This is a genomic window from Amycolatopsis sp. NPDC003861 (genome assembly GCF_053605405.1).
The window spans coordinates 43449-60003 of the sequence record NZ_JBSGJD010000020.1 but is presented as its reverse complement, the minus strand read 5'-3'; the positions used below and the strand labels follow the sequence as shown (position 1 = coordinate 60003).

At 71.2% G+C, this 16555-nt stretch carries 15 protein-coding genes and 1 pseudogene; 6 read left to right on the top strand and 10 right to left on the bottom strand.

The window, feature by feature from the left end; translation table 11 throughout:
• Positions 1-703 (bottom strand): annotated as a pseudogene (locus ACWEVN_RS08275) (hypothetical protein); the annotation flags it as partial.
• A 107-nt stretch (positions 704-810) separates the two neighbouring features.
• Here ACWEVN_RS08275 and ACWEVN_RS08270 point away from each other — a divergent pair.
• A complete protein-coding gene (locus tag ACWEVN_RS08270; protein WP_449675228.1) occupies positions 811-1905 on the top strand; it encodes an LLM class flavin-dependent oxidoreductase in 1095 nt (364 codons plus the stop codon).
• A complete protein-coding gene (locus ACWEVN_RS08265) occupies positions 1902-2489 on the top strand; it encodes an FMN reductase (RefSeq protein ID WP_452050724.1) in 588 nt (195 codons plus the stop codon). Before ACWEVN_RS08270 ends, ACWEVN_RS08265 begins: the two co-directional genes overlap by 4 nt.
• Before the next feature lie 5 nt (positions 2490-2494).
• Here the strand turns inward: ACWEVN_RS08265 and ACWEVN_RS08260 are convergent, their stop codons facing one another.
• On the bottom strand, positions 2495-3094 hold the full coding sequence (locus ACWEVN_RS08260; RefSeq protein WP_452050728.1) for a dihydrofolate reductase family protein: 600 nt from the start codon (positions 3092-3094) through the stop codon (positions 2495-2497).
• 137 nt (positions 3095-3231) lie between these two features.
• Here ACWEVN_RS08260 and ACWEVN_RS08255 point away from each other — a divergent pair, with 137 nt between their 5' ends.
• Genes ACWEVN_RS08255 through ACWEVN_RS08245 form a run of 3 tightly spaced genes read left to right on the top strand, consistent with a single transcriptional unit; the run spans position 3232 to position 5706 of the window.
• Entirely contained in the window at positions 3232-4659 is a 1428-nt protein-coding gene (locus ACWEVN_RS08255) for a serine hydrolase domain-containing protein (protein ID WP_452050723.1), read from the top strand.
• Positions 4626-5054: a PGPGW domain-containing protein gene (locus ACWEVN_RS08250; RefSeq protein WP_452050722.1), complete on the top strand. Its 429-nt coding sequence runs from the start codon at positions 4626-4628 to the stop codon at positions 5052-5054. Before ACWEVN_RS08255 ends, ACWEVN_RS08250 begins: the two co-directional genes overlap by 34 nt.
• Before the next feature lie 10 nt (positions 5055-5064).
• Positions 5065-5706, top strand: coding sequence for a TetR family transcriptional regulator (locus ACWEVN_RS08245; RefSeq protein ID WP_449686226.1), 642 nt, complete (start codon positions 5065-5067; stop codon positions 5704-5706).
• A 47-nt stretch (positions 5707-5753) separates the two neighbouring features.
• On the opposite strand, the gene ACWEVN_RS08240 is transcribed toward ACWEVN_RS08245, so the two are convergent.
• From ACWEVN_RS08240 to ACWEVN_RS08220, 5 genes are read right to left on the bottom strand one after another with little or no spacing between them, the layout of a single operon-like run.
• Complete coding sequence (locus tag ACWEVN_RS08240) at positions 5754-8213, bottom strand: LamG-like jellyroll fold domain-containing protein (RefSeq protein WP_452050721.1); 2460 nt, start codon at positions 8211-8213, stop codon at positions 5754-5756.
• Positions 8214-8241: 28 nt separating this feature from the next.
• Entirely contained in the window at positions 8242-9225 is a 984-nt protein-coding gene (locus ACWEVN_RS08235) for an ABC transporter permease (RefSeq protein WP_452050720.1), read from the bottom strand.
• Positions 9222-10172 carry an ABC transporter permease gene (locus tag ACWEVN_RS08230; protein WP_449686229.1) on the bottom strand — a complete coding sequence of 317 codons (951 nt, stop codon included), beginning with the start codon at positions 10170-10172 and terminating at the stop codon, positions 9222-9224. The genes ACWEVN_RS08235 and ACWEVN_RS08230 overlap by 4 nt, the downstream gene beginning before the upstream one ends.
• Positions 10153-11718, bottom strand: coding sequence for a sugar ABC transporter ATP-binding protein (locus tag ACWEVN_RS08225; protein ID WP_452050719.1), 1566 nt, complete (start codon positions 11716-11718; stop codon positions 10153-10155). Before ACWEVN_RS08225 ends, ACWEVN_RS08230 begins: the two co-directional genes overlap by 20 nt.
• Positions 11715-12788: an ABC transporter substrate-binding protein gene (locus ACWEVN_RS08220; RefSeq protein WP_449686231.1), complete on the bottom strand. Its 1074-nt coding sequence runs from the start codon at positions 12786-12788 to the stop codon at positions 11715-11717. The genes ACWEVN_RS08225 and ACWEVN_RS08220 overlap by 4 nt, the downstream gene beginning before the upstream one ends.
• Before the next feature lie 153 nt (positions 12789-12941).
• On the opposite strand from ACWEVN_RS08220, the gene ACWEVN_RS08215 reads away from it, so the two are divergent.
• Positions 12942-13946, top strand: coding sequence for a LacI family DNA-binding transcriptional regulator (locus ACWEVN_RS08215; protein ID WP_449686232.1), 1005 nt, complete (start codon positions 12942-12944; stop codon positions 13944-13946).
• Between the two features lie 97 nt (positions 13947-14043).
• On the opposite strand, the gene ACWEVN_RS08210 is transcribed toward ACWEVN_RS08215, so the two are convergent.
• The 3 genes from ACWEVN_RS08210 to ACWEVN_RS08200 all read right to left on the bottom strand — a co-directional run bounded on the left by ACWEVN_RS08210 (position 14044) and on the right by ACWEVN_RS08200 (position 16546).
• The gene (locus tag ACWEVN_RS08210) at positions 14044-15201 is read right to left on the bottom strand and encodes an AAA family ATPase (RefSeq protein ID WP_449686336.1); all 1158 of its coding nucleotides are present in this window, start codon (positions 15199-15201) and stop codon (positions 14044-14046) included.
• A 189-nt stretch (positions 15202-15390) separates the two neighbouring features.
• Complete coding sequence (locus ACWEVN_RS08205; RefSeq protein ID WP_449686337.1) at positions 15391-15945, bottom strand: snapalysin family zinc-dependent metalloprotease; 555 nt, start codon at positions 15943-15945, stop codon at positions 15391-15393.
• A gap of 115 nt (positions 15946-16060) precedes the next feature.
• The gene (locus ACWEVN_RS08200; RefSeq protein WP_449675216.1) at positions 16061-16546 is read right to left on the bottom strand and encodes a winged helix-turn-helix transcriptional regulator; all 486 of its coding nucleotides are present in this window, start codon (positions 16544-16546) and stop codon (positions 16061-16063) included.
• Between the last annotated feature and the right edge of the window lie 9 nt (positions 16547-16555).

Sequence of the window (16555 nt, the reverse complement as noted above, 5' to 3'; positions counted from 1 at the left end):
CCGGGCGCACCGGCGACGCGGGCGGTGTGGCCGGGCGGACCGGCGACGGCGCGGGCGCCGCGGGTCGGACCGGCGAGGGCGGCGGGGTCACGGCCGCGGGGCGGACCGGGGTCACCGGGCGGCTGGTCACCACCGGCCGGGCGGGGGCCGCCGCGGTCCGGGTCGCCGCCGCGGGGCGGGCCGTGACCGGCTTGCCCGCGCCGTACTGCTCCAGCAGCGGCTCCAGGTCACCCGCGGTCAGCGAGGGGCCCGCGAGGTCGCACCACTCGAGCCAGGCCTCCTGGGCCTCCTCGACGGTGTGCCGCTCGTGCGAGAGCGTGACCGCCTCGAACAGCTGCCGCGGGCCGGCGGCGGTGACGTCGGCCGAGCCGACCACCACGAACGACGGGTCGTCCTCCGCGATCACCAGTTTCGCGTTCAGGCCCCGCAGCGAGTGCACGATCACGCCCGCCTTGACCCAGTGCAGCAGCGCGTGCGGGCTCGTCGCGCCGGACAGCACGGTGTCCAGGCTCGCGTCCGTGATCAGCGTGTCGCCGGGTTGCAAGGGCAGCAGGGCCGCCGCGCCGGGCCCGACGTGACCGAAGGCGGCCACGAGGTTCCGGCGCGGGGCGAGCAAGGGGGTGATCGAGGCCCAGATGTCGCGACCGGCGAGTAGTCGTACCGAACGTTCTGCCAAACCCAGCCGAGCGAGCTCCGCGTCCATGCCCCCGACCTTAGCCGGTGCCCCTCGGGCGCCTGACGGCCGGAATATCTCTTGCTTGGAAGTAGTTGAACGCGCATGTAAGATGGTGCTCGCGAAGGGAGCAGGTCATGCAGTTCGGAATCTTCACGGTGGGCGACGTCACGACCGATCCCACGAACGGAACCACGCCGACGGAACACGAGCGGATCAAGGCGATGGTCCGCATCGCGCTCAAGGCCGAAGAGGTCGGCCTCGACGTCTTCGCGACCGGCGAGCACCACAACCCGCCGTTCGTCCCGTCGTCGCCCACGACGATGCTGGGCCACATCGCGGCACAGACGTCCAAGCTGATCCTCTCGACGTCGACGACGCTCATCACCACGAACGACCCGGTGAAGATCGCCGAGGACTTCGCGATGCTGCAGCACCTCGCCGACGGCCGTGTCGACCTGATGATGGGCCGCGGCAACACCGGCCCGGTCTACCCGTGGTTCGGCCAGGACATCCGCCAGGGCATCCCCCTCGCGATCGAGAACTACGCGCTGCTGCGCAAGCTGTGGCGCGAGGACGTCGTCGACTGGTCCGGCAAGTTCCGCACCCCGCTGCAGGGCTTCACGTCCACCCCGCGGCCCCTGGACGGCGTCCCGCCGTTCGTGTGGCACGGTTCGATCCGCAGCCCGGAGATCGCCGAGCAGGCCGCGTACTACGGCGACGGCTTCTTCGCCAACCACATCTTCTGGCCGAAGGAACACTTCCAGCAGCTGATCTCCTTCTACCGCCAGCGGTTCGAGCACTACGGCCACGGCTCGGCGGACCAGGCGATCGTCGGCCTCGGCGGCCAGGCGTTCATCCGGCCCAAGTCCCAGGACGCGTGGAACGAGTTCCGGCCGTACTTCGACAACGCGCCGGTGTACGGGCACGGGCCGTCCCTGGAGGAGTTCACCGACCAGACGCCGCTGACCGTGGGCAGCCCGCAGGAGGTCATCGACAAGACGCTGACCTTCCGCGAGCACTTCGGCGACTACCAGCGCCAGCTGTTCCTGATGGACCACGCCGGCCTGCCGCTGAAGACCGTCCTGGAACAGCTCGACCTGCTCGGCGAGCACGTGGTCCCGGTGCTGCGCAAGGAACTCGACGCGCTGCGCCCGGCGCACGTCCCGGACGCGCCGACGCACGAATCCCTGAAGGCGGCGGCTTCGGCCGCGGTGGAGGCGACGGTATGAAGCTCGCAGTGGTGACCGCGGGCCTGTCGGTGCCTTCGTCGACCCGCCTGCTCGCCGACCGCCTGGCCGCGGCGACCGTCGCCGCGGCCGGGGAACCGGTCTCGGTGTCCGTGGTGGAGCTGCGGGACATCGCCTTGGACATCACGAAGAACCTGCTGACCGGCTTCCCCAGTCCGCAGCTGCGCACCGCGATCGAGACGGTGACCGGCGCGGACGCGGTGATCGCGGTGACCCCGGTGTTCACGGCCGGCTACAGCGGGCTGTTCAAGTCGTTCTTCGACGTGCTGGACACGGATTCGCTGGTCGGCAAGCCGGTGCTGCTCGCGGCCACCGGCGGGACGGAACGGCATTCGCTGGTGCTGGACTACCAGCTGCGGCCGTTGTTCGGGTACCTGAAGACGGATCCGGTGGCGACGGGCGTGTACGCGGCATCGTCGGACTGGGGCAGTGGCGAGGCTTCCGGGGCGTTGCAGCGGCGGATCGAGAAGGCGGGAGCGGAGCTGGCTGCGTCGGCCTCGGGGCGGGTTGCCGTTTCGGGGGAGCCGGATTTCGTTCCGTTCGAGCAGCTGCTGGCGGCCGAGTAGGGCGGTCACGGGTGGTGGACCCGGTACCGGAGATGGGTGACCCCTTGTCCGGCAACGACTTCCACCTGCTCCAGCTCGGACTTCCCGAGGTCGGGGCGCCCGAAGTACCGCACCCCTTCGCCGAGCAGCACCGGCACCAGGTCGATCCGCAGCTCGTCGAGCAGCCCGAGTTCCAGGCACTGCTGCGCGATCGACGGCCCGGAAACGCCCACCGTTCCGTCGCCCGCCGACCGGGCCTGCTCGACCGCGGTCGCGACGTCCGGGCAGAACGTGAAGGGCGCCAGGTGGTCCGCGGGCCAGTCCGCCGGGGGCGGGCGGTGGGTCACGACGAACGCCGTGCCGCCGCCCGGCGGCCGGCCGCCCCAGCCGTGCGTGTACTCGAACACGCGGCGGCCGCACACGAAGGCGCTGTGGCGCACCGAATCCAGGAACGTGCCCAGGTACTCCGCGCTCGCCGCCGCGACCCGGAACGTCATCGGATAGCCGATCATCGGCAGCTCGACGTCTCCGGCCTGGTACCAGTCGAAGAGCGGCCCGACGCTGTCGTCGGGCCGGGCCACGAATCCGTCGAGCGACATGCAGAAACTCGCCACCACTCCGGCCATCGCCGTGACCTCCTGATCAACCATCTGGTTTATCAACCGATGGGTTTAGTAAAGCACAGGAAGGTGCCGAAAGTAAGGGGTCGCCCCGATCGTCCGGCAGCAGCGCCCGCCACCCCGCGCTGCCTACCTTCACCCCCATGATCAGGCTTCTCCTCGCGCTGGCGGCCCTCCTGACGGCCACGGCGACCCCGGCCGCGGCGGCCCCGCCCCCGGACATCGACAGCTACGTCCGCGCCTACCTGGACCACACCGGCCTGCCCGGCGCGGCCGTCGCGATCACCCACGGCGACGAAGTCGTCCGGATCGCCGGCTACGGCCACGACACCGCGGGCGCGCCGCTGACCGCGGAGACGCGGCTGCCGATCGCGTCGGTGAGCAAGTCCATGACGGCCTTCACCGTCCTGCAGCTCGCCGAAGCCGGCCGGCTGGGGCTGGATGAGCCCGTGACGCGGTACCTGCCGGACTTCCGGCTCGCCGATCCGCGCGGCGCGAAGATCACCGTCCGGATGCTGCTCGACCAGACGTCCGGGATGGCCGACTCCGCCTTCCCCGACCTCACCCTGCCGCAGCCGCACACCCTCGCCGAGGCCGTTGCCCGGCTGAAGGACGCGGAACTCGCCGACGAGCCGGGCACCACGTTCCACTACCACAACCCGAACTACGAGGTCGCCGCGCGGATCGTCGAGGTCGTCGCCGGGCAACCGTTCGCGGACTACCTCGCCGGGCACCTCTTCCGGCCGCTGGGGATGACCGGCAGCACCTCCGTGGACGCGCCGCCGTCCGGGACCGAGGGGTACGTCCGGGCCTTCGGGGTCGAGGTGCCGGCGTCCGAACCGGACTGGTTCACCGGCGGCAGCCACGGCGTGCTCAGCACCGCGGCGGACCTGGCGAAGTGGCTGCGGGCGCAGCGGGACGGCGGCGGGGTGCTGACCCCGGAATCGGTCCGGACCGCGCACACGCCCGCGCCCGGACGCGACTACGCGCTGGGCTGGCGCGTCCGGGACGGGCGGACGTCGCACACCGGCGAGCTGTTCACCCACACCGCGGCGCAGGTGCTGCTGCCCGGCGGGTACGGCATCGCCGTGCTCGCGAACACCGGGCTGGCCTTGGACAACGACGCGGAGCAGCTGGCCGAGGGCCTCGCGAGCCTGCTGGAAGGCGGCGCGCCGGAGCCGGCCCTGCCCGCCGGGGTGGTCGCGGACCGGGTGCTCGGCGCCCTGGCCCTGGCCGCGGCAGGCCTCGCCGTCCTGGGCGTCCGCCGGGCCGGGCGGAAGCCCCGGTGGTGGCGGGTCGTGCCGCCGCTGCTGCCGCTCGTCCCGCTGGTGTTCCTGCCGCAGCTGCTCGGGTGGGTATTCGCCGGACGGCGGGGTACCTACGCCCAGGTGCTCTACGTCTGGCCGGGGCTCGTGGCCGCGCTCGGCGTGGCCGCGCTGGCGGGACTGATCGTGGCCGTGGCCAGGGCCCGGGTCCTGGTGAGTGGCACGCGGCGCCGCGACCAGGAACAATCGGGGAAAACGAGGGGAGACGCCCAGTGGGCATCGGCAAGCAGGCGAAGCGGATCCTGATCACCGTGGCGGGTGCGGTCCTGCTGGTGGTCGGCGTGGTGCTGCTCGTCCTCCCCGGCCCCGGGCTGCTGCTCGTGCTCGCCGGTCTCCTGGTGCTGGCCTCGGAGTTCCCGGCGCTGGAGAAGTACGTCGACCCGGTGCGCGACCGCGCGATGAAGGCGGCCGAGGACAGCGTGTCGTCGCCGCTGCGGATCGCCGGCTCGGTGCTGGCCGGGCTGGCGCTGCTGGCGGCGGGGATCGTCTGGGGCACCGTGAAGTCGCTGCCGTTCAGCGGCTGGAGCACCGGGTCGAGCCTGATCCTGTCCTCGATCATCCTGTTCGCGCTGCTGGGCTGGAGCTACCACCGGGTCAAGTCGCGGCGCGAGGCCGGGGCGAAGGCGTCGACCGATCGGTAGCCTCGGCGCCATGAGCGCCGGATTCCAGCGCGCCCGCCGTCCCGAGCAGGTCGAGGCGCGCCGGCGGGCCATCCTCGCCGCGGCGAGGGAGCTCCTGGCCGAGCGCCCGGTCGCCGACATCAGCCTGCGGGAACTCAGCTGCCGGGTCGGGCTGGCGAAGTCCAACGTGATCCGGTATTTCGACAGCCGCGAGGCGATCTTCCTGGAGGTCCTCGACAGCGCGTGGACGGCGTGGCTCGACGACCTCGGGGAGGCGCTCGGCGCACCGGGCCCGGCGGAGCCCGGCTTCGCGCGCGAGGAACGGATCGCGAGCACGATCGCGGCGACGCTGACCGGCCGCCGGGTGCTGTGCGAGCTGCTGAGTTCGATGGCGCCGGTGCTGGAGCGCAACATCCCGGAGGCGTTTGCCCGCAGCTTCAAACGCCGGGCCGCGGCGAACACCGAACGGCTGGGCGAGCTGGTGCGCGTCCGCCTGCCGGAACTGCCGCCCGACGCGGCCCGCCACTTCGCCGGCGGGGTGGTGGTCCTGCTGTCGGGCTCGTGGCCCGCGGCCAACCCGACGGCCGCCGTGGCGGCCGTCGAAGGGCCGGTGTTCGGGCTGGCCGAGGGCCTCACGAACCTGCTGGCCGGGCTGGTCGCGCGGCAAGGGTGAAGGACGGCCCCGGGGACCGCGGTCCCCGGGGCCGTCCGGTTGCTTCGCTACTTCCCGCTCGAGTACAACGCGCTCACGTCCGAATCGGACAGGACCCGGTCGTAGACGTGGACCTGGTCGACCGCCCCGTTGAGGAAGTCGACCGGGCCGCCGCCGTACTTGCCGCGGCCGATCACCGTGTGGCCCGTCGACGCTTCGCCGAGGCAGACGCTCTTCGTCGCCGCCAGCTGACCATCCACGTACAGCTTGAGCGTGCCCGCGGCCGCGTCACGGACGCCGACCACGTGGTACCAGCGGTTCGCCTCCGGAGCCGTGGGCGCCAGGGCCCGCGTGCCCACGAAACTCATCGCGAGCCGGTGGTCGGCGCCCGAGTACTGCAGGAAGAACGCGCTGTGGTCGTCGCCGTCCTGGCTCACCACGGTCTGGAAGCCGTCGCCCACGGCGTTGAAGCGGACCCACGCCGCCGCGCTGTAGCTGCCCTCGGTGTTCACCAGGGCCGCGCCGGTGTCGGCGAACTGACCGGAACCGTTGGTGGCCAACGCCGACCCGCTCTTGCCGGCCGTCCAGGACGCGCCGCCGACGAGCGTGGCGTCGTGGCTGCCGGCGACGTCCTCGGCCACCGTGCCCACGTTCTCGTCGAAGGGGTAGGCGGCGATGCCGTCGATCCCGGGCGTTCCGGCGGGAACCGACGGACCGGACACCGGGGCGCCGGTGGCCCCCTTGATCACCGCGAGGTTCGCCGCGCGGACCGCCGCGAAGTCCATCTTCTTCACCTGCCGGTCGTAGGTGAAGAAGCCATTGACCTCCTTCTCGACGTCGGTGGTCTGCGTGTAGACACCCGCGGACACCCCGCACCGCTGGGCGACCAGCAGCAGGCGCTGCTGGAGTTCGCCGTAGCGCCGGGTCAGCGTCGCGCTGTCGGGCTCCATTTCGTAGGCGAAGCTGCCCGCCGGGTCGAACTCGTGCCCGGCGACCTTGAGGCCGAGGCCGCCGTACTCGCCGTCGACCGCCGCGCGGGTGCCGGTCTGCGCCGGGGTGCCCGGGCCGGTGTAGGTGTGGTCGTCGTAGACGTCACCCTTGCCGCTGTCCGGTTCGGACCGGCAGCAGTTGACCCCGGACTCGGCGTTCACCAGCCTCGTCGGGTCCCACGACTTGACCAGGTCGGCGATGCGGCCGACTTCGTAGTCGCCCCAGCCCTCGTTGAACGGCACCCAGCTGACGATCGACGGGAAGCTGCGGTGCTGGTCGATCATCCGCTTCAGCTCGGACTCGAAGTTGACCCGCGAAGCCGCGGACGGCTCGACGTCGTCCTTCATCGCCGGCATGTCCTGCCAGACCAGGAGACCGAGCTTGTCGGCGTAGTAGTACCAGCGGTCCGGCTCGACCTTGATGTGCTTGCGCACCATGTTGAAGCCGAGCGCCTTCTCCTGCTCCAGGTCGAACTTCAGCGCGGCGTCGGTCGGCGCGGTGTAGATGCCGTCCGGCCAGAAACCCTGGTCGAGCGGGCCGACCTGCATGACGAACCTGCCGTTGAGCAGCATCCGCTGCTTGCCGTCGGCGGTCTTGCCGAGCCCGACCGTGCGCAGCCCGAAGTACGAGCCGACCTCGTCGCCCGACGGGACGAGCTTCACCCGCAGGTCGTAGAGGAACGGATCGTCGGGCGACCACAGGTGCGGCCGGTCCACCTTGAGCTTCAACGGCTTGTTCGCGTCGCCGGACACGCGCCCGACCGGGCGGCCGTGGTCGTAGGCGGTCGCTTCGACGCGCTGCTTCACCGGCCCGCCGACGACCGCGGTCACCGTCACGGAACCGAGGTCCGGCGTCACGTCCAGGCGATCGATGCGCGCGGGCGCGACCGGTTCCATCCAGACCGTCTGCCAGATGCCCGACGACGGCGTGTAGAAGATGCCGTCCCCGGGTTGGCGCTGCTTGCCGATCGGCTGCCCGCCCTGGTCGTTCGGGTCGGCGACGCCGACGATCAGCTCCTGGTCGCGGGCGGTGGTCAGGGCGTCGGTGACGTCGACCGAGAAGGCGTCGTAGCCCCCGGTGTGCCGGGAGACGGTCTTGCCGTTGACGATCACCGTCGTGTCGTAGTCGACCGCCTGGAAGTGCAGCAGGATGCGCTGGCCCCGCCAGTCGCGGGGCAGCTGGAACGTCCGCCGGTACCACATGTTCGTCTCGTGGCGCATGATCCCCGACAGCGCCGATTCGACCGGGTACGGCACCAGGATCCGCTCACCCAGCGTCTTGCCCACCGGCGCGGCCTCCCCGGGCTTGGCCGAGGAGAATTCCCAGACGCCGTTGAGGTTCTGCCACTTCGCGCGGGTCAGCTGCGGTCTCGGGTAGTCCGGCAGGGCGTTGGTGGGGGAGACGTCGTTCGTCCACGGCGTCGACAGCGGCGGGGCGAGCCGCTGCCACTGAGGTGGCGCCGCGGCGTTCGCGGTGGGCACCGCGAGTCCGGTGAGCGCCAGGGCCAGCACGGCGGCCAGGCGGGCGGGGCGGAGCATCGTCGAACCTCCTGGTAGGGGACAGGGGTCAGCGGGTTCGGGCGCGCGCGAGCAGGCGCTGGATCACCACGACGACGAGCAGGAAGGCCCCGCTCACCACCGTCTGGTAGTTGGAGTCGAGGGTGCCGATCTGGTTGATGACGTTCTGGATGAGCGTGCGCAGCAGCACGCCGACGAGCGTGCCGATGATCGTCCCGGCGCCGCCGGTGAGCAGCGTGCCGCCGATGACCACGACGGAGATCGCGTCGAGTTCGGTGCCGACACCGATCACCGTGACGCCGGACTGCAGGTAGGCGGCGGTGAGGATGCCCGCGACGCCGGCGAGCGCGCCGCTGAGCGTGTAGAGGCCGATCTTGGTGCGGGCCACCGGAAGTCCCATCAGCAGCGCCGACTGCTCGGCACCGCCGATGGCGAACACGGACTGGCCGAAGCGCGTGCGGCGCAACAGGAGCCCGCCGAGGGCGAACAGGACGAGCGTCAGGTACACCGGGACGCCGATGCCGAAGATCGTGCCCTGGCCGAGCCAGAGGAACGCCGACCCGGCGTCCACTTTGTACGTCGTCGCCCCCTCGGACGTCAGCGCCAGCAGCAGTCCCCTGGCGAACAGCAGCGACGCGAGCGTGACGATGAACGGCGCCATCCCGGTGCGCGCGATGAGCACGCCGTTGACGAACCCGATCAGCGAACACACCGCCAGGGGCAGCAGGATCGCCACGACCAGGCCGTATTGGGCGCCGTACGCGGCCAGGACGCCGCCGAGCGCGTAGTTCGATCCGACCGAGAGGTCGATGCCGCCGGAAATGATCACGAACGTCATCCCGAGCGCGACCACCGCCAGGAAGGAGCTCTGCAGCGCCAGGTCCCGCAGGTTGTCCGCGGATCCGAAGCGGGGGAAGGCGAACCACGCGGCGGCCATGCCCAACACGAGCACGACGGCCGCGCCCTGGCGTTGCAGGACTCCGGCGAAGGCGGCGTTGCGTTCCGTGGTCTGCGTTGCGGGCTGTGTGGTCACTGGCTGCTCCGCTCGCGAGCGACGTAGACGGCGACGACGATGATGGCCGCCTGGACCATCTGCGCCGTCGAGTCCGGCAGGTTGTGCTTGATCAGGGTGGCGTGGACGAGCTGCATGAGCAGCGCACCGAACACGGTGCCGAGCACGCGGACCCGGCCGCCGGTCAGCGGCGTGCCGCCGACGACGACCGCGGTGATCGCGGACAGTTCCATGAGCAGCCCCAGGTCGTTGGGGTCGCTGGCGCCGAGTCTCGACGTCGCCAGCACGCCGGCCACCGCGGCCAGTGCCCCGGAGATGACGTAGACGCCGACGAGCACGCGTTTCACCGGCAGCCCGGCCAGGGTGCTCGCCGCGCGGTTGCCGCCGACGGCGACCAGGTGCCGCCCGAACGTCGTGCGCTGGACGACCAGCCCGGCCAGCACGGCGAGGACACCCGCGACGACGACCATGATCGGGACGCCGAGGACGTCGCCGGTGCCGAGTTCGAGGAAGTCCCGGTTGTGCAGCTGGACGAGCTGGCCGTGCGCGATGACCAGCGCGAGCCCGCGGCCGCCGACCAGCAGGGCGAGGGTCGCGATGATCGGCTGGATGCCCAGGTAGGCCACCAGGTACCCGCTGAACAGGCCGGAGACGATCCCGGCGATGACGGCCACGACGATCGCCGTCAGCGGGCCCGCGCCCAGGTAGAGCGGGATGAGCGCGGCGGCGATCGACATCACCGAGCCGACCGAGAGGTCGATGCCCTCGGTGCCGATCACCAGCGCCATCCCGAGCGCGACGATGCAGACCGGCGCCGCCTGCACCAGCTGGGTGCGGAAGTTGGCCGCGGACAGGAAGTTCTCGGTGAACACCACGTTGAACAGCAGCAGCACGACGACGGCCAGGTAGACGCCGTAGTTCTGCAGCCACGCGGTGACCTTCGCGCGCTCAAGGGTGGCCGTGGACATCGTTGTCACCCCCGGTGGTTTCCGCCGCGATGGCCGTCAGGACATTCTCTTCGGTGATGCGGTCGCCGGTCAGCTCGCCGGCCACCGCGCCGTCGCGCAGGACGACCACGCGGTCGGAGCCGTCGATCAGTTCCTCCAGTTCGGACGAGATGAGCAGCACGCCGAGCCCTTCCTGCGCGAGTTCGTCGATCAGCGCCTGGACCTCGGCCTTCGCGCCGACGTCGATGCCGCGGGTCGGCTCGTCGAGCAGGAGGATCTTCGGGCCGGTGGCGAGCCAGCGGGCCAGCAGCACCTTCTGCTGGTTGCCGCCGGACAGCTCCGACACCTTCTGTTCGGGACTGGCCGCCTTGATCCGCAGCCGCTCCATGAAGACCTTCACGATCCGGTCCTGCTTGGCCTTGCTGACCAGGCCGAACGGCGAGAGGGCCGGCAGCGCGGCGAGCACGATGTTCTCGCGGACCGACAGGTTCGGGATGATCCCGTCGGTCTTGCGGTCCTCGGCCAGCAGCGCGATCCCGGCCCGCATCGCTTGGGCGATCCGGCCTTTCTTGAGCGGTTTCCCGGCGAGCAGCACGCTGCCGCCGTCGAGGGGGAAGGCGCCGACGATGGCCCGGGCTGTCTCGCTGCGGCCCGAGCCGAGCAGCCCGGCCAGGCCGACGACCTCGCCGGGCCGGATGCTCACCGAGACGTCGTGCAGCTTCCGCATGCCGCTGAGGTTTTCGGCTTTGAGCAGCGGCTCGCGCTCGACGTCGTGCTCCTCGCCGAACGCCGTGACGCCCTCTTCGCGGATTTGCCGGATCTCGCGGCCGAGCATCAGCGACACGAGCTCGATGCGCGGCAGCGGCTTCAGTGGTCCACTGTGGACTACCCGGCCGTCGCGCAGCACGGTGACGCTGTCGCAGACCCGGTACAGCTCGTCCATCCGGTGGCTGACGTAGACGATCGCGATGCCGTGGGCGTGCAGCCGGTTCAGCACCTCGAACAGCGTCTCGACCTCGCGCGGTTCCAGCGAGGACGTCGGCTCGTCCATGATGACGACCTTGGCGTCGGTCGACACCGCGCGGGCGAGGGCGACCATCTGCTGGGCGCCGACTCCGAGGGTGTGCAGCGGCCGTTTGACGTCGTCGGTGATGCCGTAGCCCTTGAGCAGCTCGCGGGCGTCGGCGTACATCTTCGACCAGTCGACCAGGCCGGTCTTCGTGCGCGGCTCGCGGCCGAGGAAGACGTTGCCGGCGATGCTCATCAGCGGGACGAGGTTGACCTCCTGGTAGATGGTGGAGATCCCGGCGCGCTGGGCGTCGATAGGCCGCTTGAACGTCACCGGCTCGCCGAGGTGCCGCACCTCGCCCTCGTCGGGCTGGTAGACGCCGGTGAGCACCTTGATCAGCGTGGACTTGCCGGCGCCGTTCTCGCCGACCAGCGCGTGCACCTCGCCCGGGGCCAGCGCGAAGCTGACGTTGTCGAGCGCGAGGGTGCCGGGGAACTGTTTGGTCACCCCGGTCACCTCGAGCACCGGTGCGGTCCGCACTTCGGTGGTGGCCGTCATTTGTAGGAGTTCCCGACCTTCTGCGCCGCGTTGGTCTCGTCGTACTGGTCGTCGGTGATGACGATGCTGGGCGGGATCGCCTCGCCGTCGGCGAACTTCTGCAGCGTCTGGAAGGCCAGCGGGCCGAAGCGCGGGTTCGACTCGATCACCGCGTTGTAGCTGCCGTCGACGATGAGCTGCACGGCGTTGCGGGTGCCGTCGATGGAGACGATCTTGACGTCCTTGCCGGGGGTCTTGCCCGCCGTCTTGAGCGCGTTGACCGCGCCGACGCCCATTTCGTCGTTCTCGGCGTAGACGGCGGTGATGTCCGGGTGGCTCTGGATGAGCTGCTCCATCACGGCCTGGCCCTTGGAGCGGTCGAACTCGCCGGTCTGCTCGGCGACCACGGACAGGCCCGGTGTCTTCGCGAGCTCGTCCTTGAAGCCCTTGGTGCGGTCGGTGGTGACGTTGTTGCCGGACGAGCCGAGCAGGATCGCGACCTTGCCGGTGCCGCCGGTGACCCGTGCGGTCTCCTGGGCGGCGCGCTTGCCCTGCTCGACGAAGTTCGAGCCGATGAAGGTCAGGTAGTCGGTGCACGGCTGGGACGTCACCTTGCGGTCGATGGTGACGACCGGGACCTTCTTGGCCTTCGCCGCGTCGAGGGCGGGCTGGAGACCGTCGGAGTTCAGCGGCGCGACGATGAGCAGCTGGGCACCGCGGTCGAGCATCGACTTGATGTCGCTGATCTGGCGGTTGAGGTCGCTCTGGGCGTTGGTGACCAGCAGGTTGCCGATACCCAGCTTCGCGGCTTCGTCGCGGATGGACTGCGTCTCGGTGATCCGGAAGGGGTTGGCCTCCTTTTCGGACTGGGAGAAACCCACCACCGCGGTCTTCAGGTCGACCTTGGGGTAACCGGTTTTCTGGAGCGTGCAGCCGTCGGCGGACGGCGCGGCGGACTGGGCGCTGGCGGCCGGTCCGCCGCCGCTGGAGGGCGCCGCGGGGCTTTCTTCCCGGGCGGTGCAGGAGGTGAGGGTCAACGCGGCGGCGGCCGCGGTGACCAGGACCAGTCGGGGACGGGAGGGCAGAAGCACGTCGACTCCTCGGGCAGCGTCGTTGGTGGCCCGCTCGCCGGGGTGATCGGGGTCACCACGGGAGCCTTGGGGTACTTTTTACATCGTTGGAACAACGTTGTAAACCGGCAGCCGTTGGCTACACTTCGTGCTCACTCTCTGAAGGGACCGCCCGTGACCGTGACGCTCAAGGACGTCGCCACGCTTGCCGGAGTGTCGGTGAAGACGGTGTCGAACGTCGTGAACGGCTACGCCTTCGTCAAGCCGGAGAACCGGCGGCGCGTCGAGGAAGCCCTGGCGGCGACCGGGTACCGGCCGAACGTCGGGGCGCGCAACCTCCGCCGCGGCCGCACCGGCTTCCTGGCGCTGATGGTGCCGGAGCTGTCCATTCCGTACTTCGGTGAGCTGGCCGGCCTGGTGATCACGGCGGCGCAGAAGCGCGGCTGGAGCGTCCTGATCGAACAGACGCAGGGGACGCGGTCGCGGGAGCGCGAGACGCTTTCGTCGCTGGGGCCGCACCTGGTCGATGGCGCCCTGGTGCACCCGGAAGCCCTGGAGGCGGCGGACTTCCCGGCCGATCCGGGCGGAATCCCGCTGGTCATGCTGGGCGAGCACGCGGTGGACGTGCCGATCGACCACGTGGCGATCGACAACGTCCTGGCCGCGAGCACGGCGGTGTCCCACCTGGCCTCGCTGGGGCGCACGCGCATCGCGGCGATCGGGCGGAACCCTTCCCGCGGGACGTCGTCGCAGCGCCTGGCCGGCTACCGGGCGGCGCTGGCCGCGGCGGGTTTGTCCTATTCGGACACTCTGGTGGCCCCGGCGGAGAAGTGGCACCGCTCGGTGGGCGCGGCGGCGATGAAGTCGTTGCTGGCCCTGCCTTCGCCGCCGGACGCGGTGTTCTGCTTCAACGACCTGCTGGCCATCGGCGCGCTGCGCGCGGTGGCCGAGCTGGGCCTGCGGGTGCCGGAGGACGTCGCGATCGTGGGTTTCGACAACAACGAAGAGAGCGCATTCTCACTCCCGTCGCTGACGACGATCGCCCCGGACAAAACGGCCCTGGCGGAGGCCGCGGTGGACCTCGTGCACCGCCGCATCACCGGCGACAAGACGTCCCCGCCCCAGGACATCCAGACCCCGTTCGCCCTGGAGATCCGCGAAAGCACCGGCGGCCGCTGAGGCTCCAAACGCCCCAATGTGGCGTTGGGTGCGTCAGACGCACCCAATGTGGCGTTCGGTGCGTTGGATGCAACCAACGCCACATTGGGGCGCTTGGTCAGCGGGCCGGCCAGTGCCAGGACGGGCGGTCCAGGCGGCCCTGGCCGGAGACCTTCGTCTCGCCGTACTCCTTCTCGAGCTCGACCGTGGCCACGTCGGTCACCTCGGCCAGGGCGCGGATCAGGGGGCGGGCGTGGGAGACCACCACCAGCTGGGTCTCCTTCGCCGCGGTGGCGATCAACGTCGCCAGGGCCGGGAGGAGGTCCGGGTGGAGGCTCGTCTCCGGCTCGTTCAGCACCAGCAGTTCCGGCGGGCGCGGGGTCAGCAGGGCCGCCACCCACAGCAGGAACCGCAGCGTGCCGTCCGACAGCTCGGCGGCCGACAGCGGGCGCAGCAGGCCGTGCTGGCGGAACTCGACCGACAGCAGGCCGTCCTCGGAACGCCGGACCTCCACGGTCGAGCCCGGGAAGGCCGCGTCGATCACCTCCTCGAGCTCCGCGGCCCGGCCCACCTCGATGATCGTCTGCAGGGCTGCCGCGAGGTCGGCGCCGTCATGGGAGAGCACCGGCGTGCGCGTGCCGATGCGAGGCTGGCGGGCCGGGGCGCCGGCGTCCGTGCGGAAGTGGTCGTAGAACCGCCACGACCGGATCCGCTCGCGCAGCACCACCAGCTCCGGGCACGCCCGCGGGTCGGCGAACTCGCTCAACATGCTGTCGGTCAACCGGATCTTGAACCGTTCGTCGCCCCACGCCCCGGACGCCACGCGCGTGCGCACCGACGGGCCCGCGCGGTCCGCGAGCAACGCGGCCGGCCGCAGGTACGGTCCCGACCAGACCGCTTCCCGCTTGAACTCCGGGTCGAGGTTGAACAGCGTCGCGCCCGGCACCGGCAGGCCCAGGTCGAGCGCGTAGCCGAACTCGTCACCCGCGAAGCCGAGCCGCAGCCCGACGGCCTTCGTGTGCACCTTGCCCTGGACCCGCGTGGTGCCCCGGCGGACGCCGTTCTCCGGGCCGGCCCACAGCGTCGACGGCAGCCCGCCCTCCCGGGCCAGTGCCGCCACCGCGCCGTTGCGGGACGCGTCCGCCAGCAGCCGCAGCGCCCGGTAGAGGCTCGACTTGCCGCTGCCGTTCGGCCCGGTGACGACGGTCAGGCCGGACAGCGGCAGCACCAGGTCACGCAGCGAGCGGTAGTTCTCGACGGCCAGCGTGGTGAGCATGCTCCCGAACCTAGCCTGTCCGGCGACGCGGAAGGCGGCCCGGCCGCGGCCGTCGGCCGGTGATCGGCGGCCTGCGGTGAGCGGCTCGTCGCTGACGTGCGCCCCGGGGCATCACGCGTGATCCAGGGGGCATCGCGCAGATGCCGCCCCGATCACGCGTGATGCCCCTTGGCGCACGCGTGAAGCCCGTCAGCGCACGGGCATGGTGACTTCGTAGACGCGGGACGCGGCCTTGCGGGCGCCGGTGAAGCCGTTGGCCCAGAGGGATTCCACCTGGGACGCCTCGGTCGCGTTCGGGTCGGCGTTGGTGCAGGACGGGCCGGGGCCACCGCCGGACATCAGTTCCGAGCACGGGCCTTCGTAGTGGTCCGGCAGGCCGAGCGCGTGCCCGGTTTCGTGGGCCGCGATGCGGGTCTGGTCGTACTGCTGGGCCTGGGTGTAGTCGATGAAGATCGTGCCGCTGCCGTGGCCGTCGGTCTGGGCGTACGACCCGCGCGGGTCGTTGCCCTCGGTGTAGTGCAGCGACGCACCCGAGGAGCTTTCCTGGAGCTTGACGTTCGACACCGCCGCGTTCCAGTGGGCCGCGCCCGCGTTGATCACCGCGCGGAAGCTGGGGGCGTCCGAGGTGTCGTAGTAGACGATCGTGGCCGCTTCCGGGGCCGCGAAGGCCGGGCCGGCCGTCAGCGGGGTCGCGATCATCGCCAGGGCGACGGCGGCACCGGGCAGCAGGTATTTCCGGGACATCGGGACGACTCCTTGCCGTGGGGAATTAACCGGGTCTGCGCGCGCTGGGTGTCGAACTTACGGAATTGCCCGGCGTTTGTGACCCGACTTTCGTACCGGCTTGGGGCCGTTCGGCTCAGCCGACCGGATCGGCCAGCGGGATTTCGCCTTCGCCGAGCCAGGAGCCGCGCCACGCCAGATCGCCCCTGGCCAGGGGTTTCCCGCAGGCGTCGCACTTCGCGCCCGGCCGGGTGGCCTGCCCGCAGCGGGTGTGGACCAGCGTCGTCGGCCCGGCTTCCGAGGAGGTGTGGGTGTGTCCCCACGTGCCGAGGGCGTGCAGCACCGGCAACGCGTCCGAGCCGGCCTGGGTGAGGCGGTACTCGTGGCGGGTGCGGCCGCCGTCGCGGTAGGGCAGCTTCGTCAGGAGGCCGCGGTCGACGAGCTTGGCCAACCGGGTGGTCAGCACGTTGTCGGCGATGCCGAGCTGGGCGCGGAAGTCCTCGAACCGGGTGGTGCCCGCGGTGGCGTTGCGCAGGATCAGCAGCGTCCACGGCTCGCCGAGGACGTCGGCGGCGCGGGCGATCGGGCAGGCGGCGTCCGCCCAGGTGATGCGACGGCTCATCGTGTGATC